The 15,856-nt window shown below is 35.5% G+C and carries 19 protein-coding genes; 18 read left to right on the plus strand and 1 reads right to left on the minus strand.

Annotated features, from left to right (window positions below):
* Nucleotides 1-174 precede the first annotated feature (174 nt).
* The 9 genes from COE49_RS15280 to rsmI all read left to right on the plus strand — a co-directional run bounded on the left by COE49_RS15280 (nucleotide 175) and on the right by rsmI (nucleotide 6,681).
* The gene (locus COE49_RS15280; RefSeq protein WP_088233014.1) at nucleotides 175-354 is read left to right on the plus strand and encodes a sigma factor G inhibitor Gin; all 180 of its coding nucleotides are present in this window, start codon (nucleotides 175-177) and stop codon (nucleotides 352-354) included.
* Between the two features lie 78 nt (nucleotides 355-432).
* On the plus strand, nucleotides 433-1,854 hold the full coding sequence (locus COE49_RS15285; RefSeq protein ID WP_088233015.1) for an aminotransferase class I/II-fold pyridoxal phosphate-dependent enzyme: 1,422 nt from the start codon (nucleotides 433-435) through the stop codon (nucleotides 1,852-1,854).
* Nucleotide 1,855: 1 nt separating this feature from the next.
* Nucleotides 1,856-2,482, plus strand: coding sequence for a dTMP kinase (tmk, locus tag COE49_RS15290; protein ID WP_088233016.1), 627 nt, complete (start codon nucleotides 1,856-1,858; stop codon nucleotides 2,480-2,482).
* Nucleotides 2,483-2,517: 35 nt separating this feature from the next.
* A complete protein-coding gene (gene holB / locus COE49_RS15295; protein ID WP_088233017.1) occupies nucleotides 2,518-3,501 on the plus strand; it encodes a DNA polymerase III subunit delta' in 984 nt (327 codons plus the stop codon).
* Between the two features lie 5 nt (nucleotides 3,502-3,506).
* A complete protein-coding gene (locus tag COE49_RS15300) occupies nucleotides 3,507-4,334 on the plus strand; it encodes a PSP1 domain-containing protein (RefSeq protein WP_000272429.1) in 828 nt (275 codons plus the stop codon).
* Between the two features lie 14 nt (nucleotides 4,335-4,348).
* Nucleotides 4,349-4,699 (plus strand): DNA replication initiation control protein YabA, encoded by a 351-nt coding sequence (yabA, locus tag COE49_RS15305; RefSeq protein WP_000412056.1) that lies wholly within the window; start codon nucleotides 4,349-4,351, stop codon nucleotides 4,697-4,699.
* 120 nt (nucleotides 4,700-4,819) lie between these two features.
* Nucleotides 4,820-5,560, plus strand: coding sequence for a tRNA1(Val) (adenine(37)-N6)-methyltransferase (locus COE49_RS15310; protein ID WP_088233018.1), 741 nt, complete (start codon nucleotides 4,820-4,822; stop codon nucleotides 5,558-5,560).
* A complete protein-coding gene (locus COE49_RS15315; protein WP_088233019.1) occupies nucleotides 5,547-5,837 on the plus strand; it encodes a GIY-YIG nuclease family protein in 291 nt (96 codons plus the stop codon). The genes COE49_RS15310 and COE49_RS15315 overlap by 14 nt, the downstream gene beginning before the upstream one ends.
* The gene (gene rsmI, locus COE49_RS15320; RefSeq protein WP_088233020.1) at nucleotides 5,806-6,681 is read left to right on the plus strand and encodes a 16S rRNA (cytidine(1402)-2'-O)-methyltransferase; all 876 of its coding nucleotides are present in this window, start codon (nucleotides 5,806-5,808) and stop codon (nucleotides 6,679-6,681) included. The genes COE49_RS15315 and rsmI overlap by 32 nt, the downstream gene beginning before the upstream one ends.
* 20 nt (nucleotides 6,682-6,701) lie before the next feature.
* Here rsmI and COE49_RS15325 read toward each other — a convergent pair whose 3' ends face one another.
* Nucleotides 6,702-6,986, minus strand: coding sequence for a transition state genes transcriptional regulator AbrB (locus tag COE49_RS15325; RefSeq protein ID WP_000843036.1), 285 nt, complete (start codon nucleotides 6,984-6,986; stop codon nucleotides 6,702-6,704).
* Nucleotides 6,987-7,479: 493 nt separating this feature from the next.
* On the opposite strand from COE49_RS15325, the gene metG reads away from it, so the two are divergent.
* The 9 genes from metG to purR all read left to right on the plus strand — a co-directional run bounded on the left by metG (nucleotide 7,480) and on the right by purR (nucleotide 15,779).
* The gene (gene metG, locus COE49_RS15330; protein ID WP_098356789.1) at nucleotides 7,480-9,489 is read left to right on the plus strand and encodes a methionine--tRNA ligase; all 2,010 of its coding nucleotides are present in this window, start codon (nucleotides 7,480-7,482) and stop codon (nucleotides 9,487-9,489) included.
* A 166-nt stretch (nucleotides 9,490-9,655) separates the two neighbouring features.
* Nucleotides 9,656-10,423 carry a TatD family hydrolase gene (locus COE49_RS15335; protein WP_088233022.1) on the plus strand — a complete coding sequence of 256 codons (768 nt, stop codon included), beginning with the start codon at nucleotides 9,656-9,658 and terminating at the stop codon, nucleotides 10,421-10,423.
* Between the two features lie 209 nt (nucleotides 10,424-10,632).
* Entirely contained in the window at nucleotides 10,633-11,190 is a 558-nt protein-coding gene (gene rnmV, locus COE49_RS15340; RefSeq protein ID WP_000692829.1) for a ribonuclease M5, read from the plus strand.
* Nucleotides 11,187-12,065: a 16S rRNA (adenine(1518)-N(6)/adenine(1519)-N(6))-dimethyltransferase RsmA gene (gene rsmA, locus COE49_RS15345; RefSeq protein ID WP_088233023.1), complete on the plus strand. Its 879-nt coding sequence runs from the start codon at nucleotides 11,187-11,189 to the stop codon at nucleotides 12,063-12,065. Before rnmV ends, rsmA begins: the two co-directional genes overlap by 4 nt.
* A 110-nt stretch (nucleotides 12,066-12,175) precedes the next feature.
* Complete coding sequence (gene yabG / locus COE49_RS15350; protein WP_088233024.1) at nucleotides 12,176-13,039, plus strand: sporulation peptidase YabG; 864 nt, start codon at nucleotides 12,176-12,178, stop codon at nucleotides 13,037-13,039.
* Between the two features lie 236 nt (nucleotides 13,040-13,275).
* Nucleotides 13,276-13,539, plus strand: a complete 264-nt coding sequence (veg, locus tag COE49_RS15355) for a biofilm formation stimulator Veg (protein ID WP_088233025.1) — start codon at nucleotides 13,276-13,278, stop codon at nucleotides 13,537-13,539.
* A gap of 91 nt (nucleotides 13,540-13,630) precedes the next feature.
* Nucleotides 13,631-13,810, plus strand: a complete 180-nt coding sequence (gene sspF, locus COE49_RS15360) for an acid-soluble spore protein SspF (protein WP_001985066.1) — start codon at nucleotides 13,631-13,633, stop codon at nucleotides 13,808-13,810.
* Nucleotides 13,811-14,006: 196 nt separating this feature from the next.
* The gene (gene ispE, locus COE49_RS15365) at nucleotides 14,007-14,876 is read left to right on the plus strand and encodes a 4-(cytidine 5'-diphospho)-2-C-methyl-D-erythritol kinase (protein WP_140417517.1); all 870 of its coding nucleotides are present in this window, start codon (nucleotides 14,007-14,009) and stop codon (nucleotides 14,874-14,876) included.
* 54 nt (nucleotides 14,877-14,930) lie between these two features.
* The gene (gene purR / locus COE49_RS15370; protein ID WP_088233027.1) at nucleotides 14,931-15,779 is read left to right on the plus strand and encodes a pur operon repressor; all 849 of its coding nucleotides are present in this window, start codon (nucleotides 14,931-14,933) and stop codon (nucleotides 15,777-15,779) included.
* The last annotated feature ends 77 nt before the right edge of the window (nucleotides 15,780-15,856 follow it).

Here is a 15,856-nt window from a genome sequence, read left to right on the forward strand (position 1 = left end):
CATTTGACTCGTGTTTTTTTGTGCTGTTAAACAGTATGTGAAAGAAGTGAAGGTAATACAAACACGTTGCCCAAGAGTAAATCATATTATATAAGAGATTGATGTATATTTTTCTGTAAATTGTTAAGGAATAGAAGTATAAAATATGTCCATTTACGTAGAGGAGGAAGGGATATGAAATTACAAAGTGAAATATGCATTGTTTGTGAGACAAAAAGAACAGAAGGTATATATGTGTATAATAATTTGATATGTCATGAATGTGAAAAGGATATGGTGAATACCGAGACGGATGATCCGAAATATATACATTATTTAAAACAACTTCGAAAATTAGAAGTATCATATTTTTAAATAGGCATATGCCTATTATTTTTTTTGTCTTAATATCTGTATAATAGATACAGAATGAATAATAAGGAAGAGATATATATGAACCAAAATCGTATGCCTTTATATGAGGCGTTAATAGAGTTTAAAGAAAGAGGACCACTATCCTTTCATGTTCCAGGTCATAAGAATGGCGTAAACTTCCCTCAGGAAGCCGCTAGGGAGTTTAAAGATATACTATCCATTGATGTAACCGAACTAACAGGGTTAGATGATTTACATAGTCCGTTTGAATGTATAGAGGAAGCGCAACAATTGTTAACTGCTGTATATGGTGCAAAAAAAAGTTATTTTTTAATTAATGGTTCAACAGTGGGAAATCTAGCAATGATTTTTTCTTGTTGCGGTGAGCATGATATTGTTCTTGTACAAAGAAATTGTCATAAATCAATCATTAATGGGTTAAAACTAGCCGGCGCGAATCCGATTTTTCTAGATCCGTGGATTGATGAGGCGTATAACGTACCAGTAGGAATTCATGATGAAATTATTAAGGAAGCAATCAAACAATATCCCAATGCTAAAGCCCTTATTTTAACGCATCCTAATTATTATGGTATGGGGATAGATTTAGAGGTAAGTATCGCTTATGCACATGCACATAAAATCCCTGTTTTAGTAGACGAAGCTCATGGAGCACACTTTTGCCTAGGAGAACCATTTCCAAAGTCAGCGTTAGAATATGGTGCAGATATTGTAGTTCATTCTGCACATAAAACATTACCTGCGATGACAATGGGCTCCTATTTACATGTAAATAGTCATTTAGTGAATGAAGAAAGAATTTCTACTTATTTGAGTATGCTACAATCTAGTAGTCCGTCATATCCAATTATGGCTTCTCTCGATATAGCGCGCTTTACACTAGCGAATATAAAAGAAAAAGGTCACGATGAAATTGTCGAGTTTTTATGGAGATTTAAAAAGGGATTGGGCTCGATTCCGCAAATAGCTGTTTTACAATATCCGTTGCAAGATGATTTAAAGGTTACTGTACAAACTCGTTGTCAGTTATCGGGATATGAATTACAGTCTTTATTCGAAAAGGCAGGAATATATACAGAAATGGCTGATCCATATAATGTCCTATTTATTTTACCTCTGCAAGTAAATGAGGAGTACATAAAGGCTATAGAGATAATCCGAATAGCATTGGAATATTATGAGATGAAAGACAAGAGCGAATCAATTCGTTATACTTATAAAAGAGAATTTTCTCCTTTACCGTATACGTATAAGCAACTAGAAGGATACAAAACAAAAGTAGTGCCTATAGAAGAAGCGGTTGGGATGATAGCAGCAGAAATGGTAATTCCGTATCCACCTGGAATTCCATTGATTATGTATGGTGAAAGAATTACTTCAGAACATAAAGAGAAAATTATATATTTAGAGAACACAGGAGCTCGTTTTCAGGGGAGCACGAAAGATATGAAAGTGTATGATATAGAAAGTAGGTTTTAGGATGAAGGGATTATTTGTAACAATTGAGGGGCCAGAAGGTTCGGGTAAAACAACGTTAATTAAAAGATTATTACCGTACTTTGAGCAAAAAGAGCAAAAGGTAATGGCGACGAGAGAACCAGGTGGTATTGCAATTTCTGAAGATATTAGAACGATTTTACATAAAAAAGAATATACGATGATGGAAGCACGTACAGAGGCGCTGCTGTATGCTGCTGCACGCAGACAGCATTTAGTGGAAAAAGTTATGCCCGCACTTAATGAGAATTATCTTGTGTTATGTGATCGTTTTATAGATAGTTCTTTAGCTTATCAAGGCTATGCAAGAGGATTAGGCATGGATAAAGTATTTGAAATCAATCGTTTCGCAACAGAAGACTGTATGCCTAGTTTAACAATTTACTTAGATATTGAACCAGAGGTTGGTTTAGCACGTATTGAAAAAGATGCAGGTCGCGAAGTAAACCGATTAGATATGGAAGATATCTCTTTCCATAAACGTGTGCGTGAAGGATATTTACAAGTTGTAGAGCGTTTCTCTGATCGTATTGTATTAGTAAATGCCGATCAACCGATGGAAAAACTTATAGAAGAAGTTGTTCAGATTATAGAAAAGAAATTGTTATAATAGAGGGAAAGAATGAAATAAGTGAGGTATGCATTATGACGAAGACGTGGGAGCAGCTTTCTGCTATACAACCCATCGGTGTAAAAATGTTGATGAATAGCATTGCAAAAGAGCGTATATCCCACGCTTACTTGTTAGAGGGAGGGAAAGGGACAGGAAAATTTGCAACAGCAATTCAAATGGCCAAGAGTTTTCTCTGTTCTCAAAGGAATGGGGTAGAACCCTGTCATGTATGTACAAATTGCAAGCGAATTGATTCAGGTAACCACCCGAACTTACATATTGTAAAACCAGACGGATTATCTATTAAGAAGCAGCAAATTCATGATTTACAAGAAGAGTTTTCAAAAACAGGATTAGAGGCAAATAAAAAAGTATATATTATTGAGCATGCAGATCGTATGACGGCAAATGCGGCGAATACACTTTTAAAATTTTTAGAAGAACCAAGTAGCGATACAACAGCTATTTTACTTACTGAACAAAGTCATCAAATTTTAAATACGATTTTATCTCGTTGTCAAGTTGTTACATTTAGACCGTTACCTACAGAATCTTTAATTAGAAGATTACAGGATGAAGGGATTACAGCATCTTTAGCGACCCTTGCTGCGCAACTCACGAATAGTTTTGAAGAAGCTTTAGCTTTGTGTAACGATGAATGGTTTGCACAAGGACGAACTTTAGTGATAAAATTATGTGAAGCGCTCGAAAAAGATAAAGCCTCTATTTTTTTTGTACAAGAAAAATGGGGAAAACACTTTGGAGAGAAAGAGCAATTACAGCAAGGTTTAGATATGTTACTCCTTATTTATAAGGATTTATTATATGTTCAACTTGGAGAAGAAGATCGTCTTGTTTTTCATGAGCAGAAAGAGATGTTTGAATCTTTCTCTTATGCTCAGAAGCGCATTGTATCAGCTCTCTTTAATATATTAGAGGCAAAAAATAGAATCAACGCTAATGTAAATGCGCAGCTTGTGTTCGAACAGTTAGTGTTGCGGTTGCAGGAGGGATGACCGTTTTGTATGATGTAGTAGGTGTTCGCTTTAAGAAGGCCGGAAAGGTATATTACTTTGATCCGAATCAGTTCGATATCTCTGAAAATGAGTTCGTAATTGTAGAAACGGTAAGAGGTATTGAATACGGAAAAGTAGTTATTACCAAAAAGCAAGTTGATGAAAATGACGTTGTATTACCGCTGAAAAAGGTTATTCGTATTGCAAATGAAAATGATCGTACCATTGTTGAAGAGAACAAACATGCTGCAAAAGAAGCATATCAAGTTTGTCAACAAAAGGTAGTAGAGCATAATCTCGATATGAAACTTGTAGATGTAGAGTATACGTTCGATCGTAATAAGATTATTTTCTACTTTACTGCGGATGGTCGGATTGATTTCCGCGAACTAGTGAAGGACTTAGCAGCAATTTTTAGGACAAGAATTGAACTAAGACAAATTGGTGTTCGTGATGAAGCGAAGATGCTTGGTGGTATTGGTCCATGTGGTCGTATGCTTTGTTGTTCTACTTTTTTAGGAGATTTTGAACCTGTATCCATTAAAATGGCTAAGGATCAAAATTTATCATTAAATCCTGCAAAAATCTCTGGTTTATGTGGTCGCTTAATGTGTTGCTTAAAATATGAGAATGACGAATATGAGGCAGCAAAGGAACAACTTCCTGATTTAGATCAACGTATACAAACCCCGCATGGTACTGGCCGTGTTATCGGATTAAATATTTTAGAAAGATTAATTCAAGTGGAACTAGTAGACAAGGAACGGATAGTAGAATATACGTTAGATGAGTTAGTGAATAAAGGGGTCGTTTCGAGTCAAACCACAGATTAATGAGGTGGGTGCTTGTGGAGAAAAAGGATATTTTTGCATCGGTTTCTAGTATGGAAGAGCAAATTGGACATTTATACAAACAGTTGGGAGAGCTAAAACAACATCTTGCAGAGTTATTGGAAGAAAACCAACATATAAAAATGGAAAATGAAAATTTGCGACACCGTTTTGAAGAAGTGCAGATTAAAGAAAAACAAAAAACTCAAAAACGTAAAGAAGTGAAGCCGAAGACAGATATTGGTGAAGGCTACGATAATTTAGCAAGACTGTATCAAGAAGGTTTTCATATTTGCAATCTACATTATGGAAGTGTACGTAAAGAGGGAGATTGTTTATTCTGTCTGTCATTTTTAAATAAAAAGTGAAATTACCTTTCCAATTATAATTGGAAAGGTAATTTTTTATACATGAGAATAAAATGAAATTTATTTTATATTAGTAGAAGATCCAATAGGGTAGGTTAAGGGTAAGAGAAGGAGTAATATATGAATTTATATGAAGATGAACGTTTAGATTATTTATTAGCGCAAGATATGAAGATTGTACAAAGTCCATCAGTATTTAATTTTTCTTTGGATGCTGTTTTGCTGGCGGATTTTGCTTGGGTGCCAATTCAAAAGGGTAATTTACTTGATTTGTGTACAGGTAACGCAGTTGTCCCCCTTTTATTAAGTACAAGAACAAAAGGGAATATTACAGGCGTGGAAATTCAAGAACGTTTATACGATATGGGAATAAGAAGTGTTCAGTACAATAAGTTAGAAGAAAGAATTCATTTAATACATGGAGATTTAAAAGATATGCCGGAGAAACTTGAACGTCATCAATATGATGTTGTTACATGTAATCCTCCTTATTTCAAAACACCTCAAACTTCCGAGAAAAATATAAATGAACATTTAGCGATAGCTCGTCATGAAATTATGTGTACATTAGAGGATGTTGTATCTGCAAGTAGTCAGTTAGTAAAACAAGGCGGGAAAGTAGCGTTTGTACATCGCCCAGGTCGTTTACTAGATATTGTTACATTAATGCGCAAATACAAAATTGAACCAAAACGTGTACGATTCGTGTATCCTAAGGCAGGGAAAGAAGCAAACACATTGTTAATTGAAGGAATTAAGGATGGAAATGCAGATTTAAAAATCTTACCACCTCTTTTTGTATATGAAGAAAATAATGAATATACAAAGGAGATGCGTTCAATTTTATATGGAGAAGAATAAGCATTGTTTTTATGTGGTGGAGTGCTCTGATGGAAGTTATTATGCCGGATATACAAATCATATAGAGAAGCGAATTCAGACTCATAATAGCGGAAAAGGGGCTAGGTATACACGAGCTAGACTTCCTGTTGTTTTAAAATATGTAGAGGACCACGAAGATAAGCGCACGGCTATGCAAGCGGAGTATTATTTTAAGCAATTAAATAGAAAACAAAAAGAAGAATATATGCAAAAAGGAGAACGTTATGTGGCAACAAAAAAGCTTTCAGCAAAATGAAAAAGGAATGTTATATCTAGTACCGACTCCAATTGGAAATTTAGAAGATATGACATTTCGTGCAATCCGCATTTTAAAAGAGGCAGATGTTATTGCAGCGGAAGATACAAGGCAAACGAAGAAGCTTTGCAATTACTTTGAAATTGAAACACCGGTTATGAGCTATCATGAGCATAATAAGGAAGTAAGTGGACGTAAAATTTTAGATAAATTGGAAGAGGGCAAGACTGTAGCTATCGTAAGTGATGCTGGTATGCCGTGTATTTCCGATCCAGGCTATGATATTGTTGTCGAGGCAGTAGCTGAGCAATATCACGTAATTCCGCTTCCTGGGGCAAATGCAGCTCTTACAGCATTAATTGCATCAGGCCTAGAAACAAAACAGTTTTATTTCTATGGTTTTTTACAAAGAAACAAAAAGGAAAGAAAACTGGAGTTAGAAAAGCTTCGATATGTACAAACTACAATGATGTTTTATGAGGCTCCTCACCGCCTGGATGATACTTTAATCTCCATGCAAGAAGTATTGGGGAATAGAGAAATTGTATTATGTCGAGAGTTAACGAAGAAATTCGAGGAATTTATCCGAGGAACAGTCGAAGAAGCAATTGAGTGGACGAAACAAAATGAAGTTCGTGGTGAGTTTTGTATTTTAGTAGCTGGTTCAACGGAAGAACCTGTGGCAGAAGAACAGTGGTGGGAATCTATTTCAGTATACGATCATATTGAACATTATATAAATGAAAAAGATATGAATTCAAAAGAGGCGATTAAAACAGTCGCTAAAGATCGAGATTTGTCGAAACGCGATGTATATCAAATCTATCATGTCGATAAAAAATAAGCTTCTCATAATTGAGAAGCTTATTTTGCTGTTTCGATATAATCTTGAAGCTCGTTTAAGATTTGCTCAGCGCCTTCTTTGCTTAAGATAATTTTACCTTCAGCTAAAGATAGGTTACCATCAGATACTTCACCAGTTACTTGGCAAGTCATGTTTGGCTTATATTTTTTTAAGATGATTTTCTCATCATCAACGTAGATTTCAAGTGCATCCTTTTCTGCAATACCTAAAGTACGGCGTAATTCGATTGGAATTACTACACGACCTAATTCATCAACTTTACGAACGATACCAGTAGATTTCATAATTCTTTTCCTCCTAAAGAAATAGTTTATAAGTTTCGAGTCTATTTTTAGATTCGTCATTTTTCGACAAAATACCCTATGGACATATGATACCAATCATTTACATTTCCGTCAATTCTTAAATTCTATATTTTTTAAAAAGATTTATAGATTTCTTACTTCTTATATATAATAGAATGGGAGTAATTTCTACAATTATTTCACTTTATTTTCCGAAAAGTTTATACATTATATGTGAAGAGTGTATATTTTTTTGAAATATGAGTAATAGATGATACATATATTGAGCATCAGCTCGTTACTATGCCATTATTTTCGAATAGTAAGACTTGCACCTTAAAAGTAGGCTGGAGCAAAGAAGTTAAGTGAGTGCTTTGCTGTTAGTAAAAGCCTAATTGGTGAAAGGAAATGATCAGCCGGAGATGAACAAACCCCTTACTGATTAAAGTTTCACTTTATATATGAGTTTTTGATATACTGTTTATAAATACATATGAGGTTATTCGGGAGGTCCAAAACAATGACAGAGGAAAATAAGTCCTTTTATATTACTACCCCAATTTATTATCCAAGTGGAAAATTACACATTGGACATGCTTATACGACAGTAGCAGGAGATGCGATGGCGCGATATAAGCGTATGCAAGGATACAATGTCCATTATTTAACAGGAACTGATGAGCATGGACAGAAAATCCAAAAGAAAGCAGAAGAATTAAATGTTACACCACAAGCGTATGTGGATAACATTGTTTCAGGAATTAAAGAACTTTGGGAAAAAATGGACATTTCTTATGATGATTTTATTCGTACAACTGAAGATCGTCATAAAGATGTTGTTGAAAAAATCTTCAAGCAACTAGTAGATCAAGGTGATATTTACCTGGATGAATATGAAGGTTGGTATTCAGTACAAGATGAGACATTCTATACGGAGCATCAATTAGTAGATCCAATTATGGAAGGTGATAAAGTAGTTGGAGGAAAAAGTCCAGATAGTGGGCATGACGTAGAACTTGTTCGTGAAGAATCATATTTCTTTAGAATGGGTAAATATGTCGACAGACTATTAAAGTTCTATGAAGATAACCCACATTTCATTCAACCAGAGTCTCGTAAAAATGAAATGATTAATAACTTCATTAAACCAGGATTAGAAGATTTAGCAGTTTCTCGTACGTCATTTGACTGGGGAGTTCGTGTTCCAGGTAACCCAAAACACGTTATTTACGTATGGGTAGATGCATTATCTAACTATATTACCGCATTAGGATATGGAACAGCGAATGAAGAGAAGTATAAGAAATTCTGGCCAGCAGATGTGCATTTAGTTGGAAAAGAAATTGTTCGTTTCCATACAATTTATTGGCCAATCATTTTAATGGCATTAGATTTACCTCTTCCGAAAAAAGTATTTGCTCATGGTTGGATTTTAATGAAGGATGGAAAAATGAGTAAATCAAAAGGAAACGTAGTAGATCCAGTTACATTAATTGATCGTTACGGATTAGATGCATTACGTTACTACCTACTTCGCGAAGTCCCATTTGGATCTGACGGGGTGTTCACACCAGAAGGATTTGTTGAACGTATTAACTTCGATTTAGCAAATGACTTAGGTAACTTATTAAACCGTACAGTAGCTATGATTGATAAATACTTTAATGGAGAAATTCCTGCATATAAAGCAAACGTAACGGAGTTTGATGAAACATTAGTAACATTTGCACAAGATACATTGAAAAAAGTAGAAGAAGCAATGGAGAATATGGAATTCTCTGTGGCGCTAAGCTCAATTTGGCAATTGGTTAGCCGTACGAATAAATATATTGATGAAACGCAACCATGGGTACTAGCGAAAGATGAGAATGATCGTGAGAAATTAGCTTCTGTAATGGCTCATTTAGCTGAAGTACTTCGTCAAACGGGTATTATGCTTATGCCATTCTTAACAGTGGCACCGAGCAAAATGTTTGCTCAACTGGGCCTTACGGATGAAGCACATAAATCTTGGGAAAGTCTATCTGCAATTGGCTGTATTCCAGCTGGAACAAAAGTAGAAAAAGGACAACCAATCTTCCCGCGTCTAGAAATGGAAGTAGAAGTAGAGTATATTAAAGAACAAATGAAAGGTTCTGCTCCTAAAGTTGAGGAGAAAAAAGAAGAAGAACCGAAAGCAGAAGAAATTACAATTGATGATTTCTTCAAAGTAGAATTACGAGTAGCGGAAGTAATATCGGCCGAACCTGTGAAAAAAGCAGATAAGTTATTAAAAATTCAGCTTGATTTAGGTACAGAAAAGCGTCAAGTTGTTTCAGGGATTGCAAAATTCTATTCTCCAGACGAACTAAAAGGTAAAAAGGTTATTTGTGTAACGAACTTAAAGCCTGTAAAATTACGCGGTGAATTATCACAAGGTATGATTTTAGCAGGTGAAGAGAATGGCGTATTGTCGTTAGCATCAATCGACCAAAACCTACCGAATGGTACGAAAATCAAGTAATTAAGACAAGAAAAGAGATGTTTCACGTGTAACATGTGTGAAGCGTCTTTTTTCTTTTTACACACTCTATTTTTGCATTTAAATTGTAGTATTGTTATCGTTAAGCTATTAAAGAGCTTATTTTTGTAGAATAAACTTGATTTCAATATAAAAGGAGTTATGTATTATGTTGTTTGATACACATTCACATTTGAACGCAGAGCAATTTGAAGAAGATTTACAAGAAGTTATTGCACGAATGAAAGAAGCGGGAGTTACATATACAGTTGTTGTTGGATTTGATGAAGTAACGATAAAAAAAGCAATTGAATTAGCGGAAGCCTATGATTTTATTTACGCTGCGGTTGGATGGCATCCTGTGGATGCAATCGACATGACAGAAGAACATTTAGCTTGGTTAGAAGAACTTGCTTCCCATCCTAAAGTCGTTGCTATTGGAGAAATGGGCCTAGATTATCACTGGGATAAGTCACCAAAGGAAATACAGAAAGAAGTATTCCGTAAACAAATTGCATTAGCCAAAAAGGTGAAATTACCAATTATTATACATAACCGCGATGCAACTCAAGATATTGTTGATATTCTAGAGGAAGAGAATGCAGCTGAAGTAGGAGGCATTATGCATTGCTTTAGCGGTAGTGTTGAAGTAGCGCAGCGATGCGTTGATATGAACTTTTTAATTTCTTTGGGTGGGCCAGTTACATTTAAAAATGCTAAGAAACCGAAAGAAGTTGCTGTGGAGATCCCACTAGAGAAATTGTTAATTGAGACTGACTGTCCATATTTAACGCCACATCCATTTCGCGGGAAACGAAATGAACCGAGCTATGTAAAACTCGTAGCAGAAGAAATTGCGGATTTAAAAGGAATTTCTTATGAAGAGGTAGCAGAAACAACAACAAAGAATGCAAAAGCCTTATTTGGTGTTGAATAAAAAAGAATGGGGAAGCCCATTCTTTTTTATTTTTTGAGGAACGAAATAGTAGAGAAAACAAGGGCGAATGAGGAAGTGTTACAATAAAGAGAGAGAACAAAGTTTTTGCCATTCTATTTTTTAAAATCTAAGAATGGGGAAAATAATAATGGAAAAGTCGTCATTTTTTTGTTTTACTAAGTAGAGACGAAACGAGTGTGGAGGCAAGCATGAAAATTAAAGAGATTATCGTTGTAGAAGGTAAAGATGATACAGTTGCAATTAAACGCGCTGTTGATGCGGATACAATTGAAACGAACGGTTCAGCAATCGGTGATCATGTTATTGAACAAGTTAAATTAGCGCTGCAAAAACGAGGCGTTATTATTTTCACAGATCCGGATTATCCTGGAGAGCGTATTAGAAAAATTATTTCTGACAAGGTTCCTGGATGTAAGCATGCTTTTTTACCGAAGGAAGAGGCACTTGCTAAGAGGAAAAAAGGTGTTGGAATCGAACATGCTTCTAATGAATCCATTCGCCGTGCTTTAGAGAATATACATGAAGAAATGGAAGCTTATACAAGTGAAATTAGTTGGAGTGATCTAGTCGATGCAGGCTTAGTGGGCGGAGAAATGGCAAAGAGTCGCAGAGAAAGAATGGGTAAGCTATTAAAGATTGGTTACACAAACGCAAAACAGTTACATAAACGTTTACAAATGTTTCAAGTTTCAAAGGAATCATTTGCAGAAGCTTATAAGCAAGTAATACAGGAGGAAAAGAAATGAAGGATATCGCAACGCCAAATCGTACAAAAGACATTGTTGAAAAGTATGGATTTTCATTCAAAAAAAGTTTAGGGCAAAATTTTTTAATTGATACAAATGTATTAAATCGTATCGTTGATCACGCAGAAATCGGGTCAGAAAGTGGTGCAATTGAAATTGGACCAGGTATCGGTGCGTTAACAGAACAATTAGCGAAGCGTGCTAAAAAGGTAGTGGCCTTTGAAATTGATCAGAGATTATTACCAATTTTAGATGAGACGTTAGCTCCGTATAGCAATGTTACTGTTATAAATAAAGATGTACTAAAGGCAGATGTACATGAAGTGTTTAGTGAGCAATTTGAAGAAGGACAAGATGTAATGGTAGTAGCTAACTTACCATACTATATTACAACGCCAATTTTATTTAAATTGCTTGAAGAAAAATTACCGGTTCGTGGATTTGTTGTTATGATGCAAAAAGAAGTTGGAGATCGTTTAGCAGCTAAACCTGGAACGAAAGAATATGGTTCTTTATCAATTGCGATTCAGTATTATACAGAGGTAGAAACCGTTATGACTGTACCGCGTACAGTGTTTGTACCACAACCAAATGTGGATTCCGCGATTATTCGTCTTCTAAAGCGCCCGAAGCCAGTTGTAGAAGTGACAGATGAGACGTTCTTCTTTGAAGTAGTACGAGCAAGTTTCGCACAGCGTCGTAAAACTTTAATGAATAATTTATCAAATAATTTAAATGGTTTCCCAAAAGATAAAGAGCTGTTGGATCGAATTTTAACAGATGTAGGAATTGATCCAAAGCGCAGAGGCGAAACGCTATCTATCGAAGAATTTGCAACATTAAGTAATGCATTAGTTCTTCATAAATTATCATAAGAATATAAAAGGGACAGCTCAAGTCGAGCTGTCCCTTTTGTCACCTTTATGCTCCTAAATTCATACTTTAAAAACAGGTAAGATGGCCTAATGAGTTTGGGGGTAGGAGAATGGCTTTACATGTTGGAGAATTAGTGGAACGATATTCTCATAATAGGGATATCCTTTTTCGTATTATAGAAATAAAAGGTGAAACAGCAATATTGTTTGGAGAAGAAATTAGACTTGTAGCAGATGCACCACTTGAAGATTTAGTTAGTATAGATCAACGAGAACATAAAAATAGAGTAAAGCGTGAAAAAGAAACGATGGAGCGTACGTACCGTTTATTTCAACAAGATTATGTATTGATGAAACAAAGGCATGAACACACTTCAACTGGTGGATACACAAGTGAAGTGAATTATTTTCAAATGCCAGGGCGTGTATTGCATATAGATGGAGATCCGTTATACTTGCGCAAGTGCTTAGATTTATATAATAAAATTGGTGTTCCTGTACAAGGTATTCATTGTAAGGAAACAGAGATGCATGAAAAGGTAGTAGATTTAATCGATCATTTTCGTCCAGACATTTTAGTTATTACAGGCCATGATGCGTATACAAAGTCAAAAGGGGTAAAGGGAGATTTAGCAGCATATAGGCACTCGAGGCATTTTGTACAGGCTGTTAGAGAAGTGCGAAAAAAATATCCATCATTGGATCAACTCGTTATTTTTGCAGGGGCGTGTCAATCGCATTTTGAGGCGTTAATTCGAGCAGGTGCTAACTTCGCTAGTTCTCCATCCAGGATTAATATTCATGCATTAGATCCTGTATATGTGGTTGGTAAAATTAGTTTTACTTCATTTATGGAGAGAGTAAACGTATGGGATGTTGTACGTAATACGATTACTGGTGAAAAGGGACTAGGCGGAATTGAAACGAGAGGGATTTTACGAACTGGGTTACCCTTTCAACATTATGAAGAATAAGCAGGATACATACGTATCTTGCTTTTTTGTATGGAAAGGATTTGAATGAACTTGGATAAAAAGAGGCAAGAACGTACAGACTACGTAATGATACTTTTACAATATAGTATTTCTTCTATCTATTCAAACGCAGAATGCTTTTATAATGATATTAGCTGTGAATTGCGGTTAATCATTGGGATAGATATCGTGTTTTAAGTGTTCAATCTAAATTACAGCGAGGTGTAGCAAGGGATATGTCAAAACGTTTAGATGATATTAAAAACGAATTAGATCACCATCTTGGACAGCGACTTATGTTAAAGGCGAATAGTGGAAGAAGAAAAACTGTGGAGCAATCGGGTGTACTTGCAGAAACGTATCGTTCTGTCTTTGTTGTACAATTAGATCAGCAAGAAGACGCATTGCAACGTGTATCGTATAGTTATGCAGATGTTTTAACAGAGACAGTAGAGTTAACATTTTATGATGAACCCCAGAATGAAGCATTTTATAATTGATGTGTTATTTGTTACATATATTCCCATAAATGAAAGGCTATATTATTTTGCATACTAATTATACCGTAGCAAAATAAGGAGGGACTCTGCATTGAGTAGACGAAGAGGAGTCATGTCAAATCAATTTAAAGAAGAGCTTGCAAAAGAGCTTGGCTTTTATGATGTTGTTCAGAAAGAAGGATGGGGCGGAATTCGTGCGAAAGATGCTGGTAATATGGTGAAACGTGCTATAGAAATTGCTGAACAGCAATTAATGAAACAAAACCAGTAGTTGTAAGATACTTTCTATGCTACGGTAGCCGAGGAGAGATTCCTCGGCTTTTTGCACGCTAAAAGGTGCCATCATTTGACATAAGTAGTTTCATTCTGAATGCTTTTCGTTATAATTAGGGAAGTGTCATCGTCTTACTATAAATTTATGGTAAAATAAACGATAAAAGATTGAGTACATAGAGTGGGTGAATAGATTGAAGCTACTAGTGAAAGCACCAGCAAAGATTAATCTGTCGTTAGATGTACTGGGAAAAAGACAAGACGGATATCATGAAGTGAAAATGATTATGACAACAATTGATTTAGCGGATCGTTTAGAACTAACGGAATTAGCAGAAGACCGTATTGAAATTTTATCCCATAATCGGTATGTCCCAGACGACCAACGAAATTTAGCTTATCAAGCAGCGAAATTATTAAAAGAGAAGTTTAATGTAAAAAAAGGTGTATCTATTACGATTGAAAAAACGATTCCAGTAGCAGCTGGATTAGCAGGTGGAAGTAGTGATGCAGCAGCGACATTACGTGGTCTTAATAAATTATGGAATTTAGGACTTACAATTGACGAATTAGCAAAGCTTGGATCAGAAATTGGATCAGATGTATCGTTCTGTGTATACGGAGGGACCGCAATTGCCACTGGAAGAGGAGAGAAAATTGAGCATATAAAGACTCCACCTTCTTGTTGGGTTATTTTGGCGAAACCACATATTGGTGTATCTACTGCTGATGTGTATGGAAATTTAAAATTAAATCGAGTTACACATCCAAATGTAGATAAAATGGTTGATGTTATAAACGCTGGAGATTACAAAGGGATTTGTAATACTGTTGGTAACGTTTTAGAAGATGTAACATTTAAGATGCATCCTGAAGTTGCTCGTATTAAAGCACAGATGAAGCGATTTGGAGCAGATGCTGTATTAATGAGTGGAAGTGGTCCAACTGTATTCGGCCTTGTACACCATGATTCGCGAATGCATCGGATTTATAACGGATTAAAAGGATTTTGTGAACAAGTATATGCAGTACGTTTATTAGGAGAGCGAGAAACGCTTGAATAAAGACGTATAATACGTTATGATTTGTTTAGAATATTCGTGATTTGAGGTGAGAGTATGAAAATTAGACGAAGTACAAGGCTGGTCGATATGACGTATTACTTGTTACAAAACCCTCGTCAGCTAGTTTCTCTCACTTTTTTTGCTGAAAGGTATCAATCAGCTAAGTCTTCCATTAGTGAAGATTTAGTTATTATTAAGCAAACGTTTGAACAACAAGGGGTCGGCACATTGCAAACGATACCAGGAGCAGCAGGAGGAGTGAAATATATACCATATATAAGTGAAGAAGAGGCAGACCTAATTATTGGTGAGCTTTGTAGCTTATTTGAAAATCCAGGTCGTATTTTGCCTGGCGGTTACTTATATATGACAGATCTTTTAAGCAATCCTCGCTACATTAATGGAGCAGGTCGCTTGTTTGCTTCTGTTTTTGCTAGGCAACCAGTTGACGCGGTTATGACGGTAGCGACAAAAGGAATTCCACTTGCTTATGCAGTGGCAAACTACTTAGATGTACCGGTAGTAATTGCGAGAAAAGACAATAAGGTAACAGAAGGACCTACTGTTAGTATTAACTATGTATCAGGTTCTTCTAAGAGAATTCAAACAATGACATTAGCAAAGCGTAGCCTTCCAGAGGGATCAAATGTTTTAATTATTGATGACTTCATGAAAGCTGGCGGAACAATTCAAGGTATGATGAGTATGTTAGAAGAGTTTAAGGCTAATGTTGTCGGTATTGGAGTATTAGTAGAATCTACGGACATCGAAGAGCGATTGATTAGTAATTTTGTATCATTAATTCGTCTGTCAGAAGTTGATGTGAAAGAAAAAGCAATTCAGGTGGAAAAGGGAAATTATTCACTGGCACCATTTGATGAAGGAATTGTAGAGGCTGAGTAAAAAAGGTAAAGCGTATAGCTTTATCTTTTTTTATTCTATTTATAAATTATAAAATAGATGGACAAACTGCTTTTCGT

Source organism: Bacillus sp. AFS029637, assembly GCF_002584985.1.
GTDB lineage: Bacteria > Bacillota > Bacilli > Bacillales > Bacillaceae_G > Bacillus_A.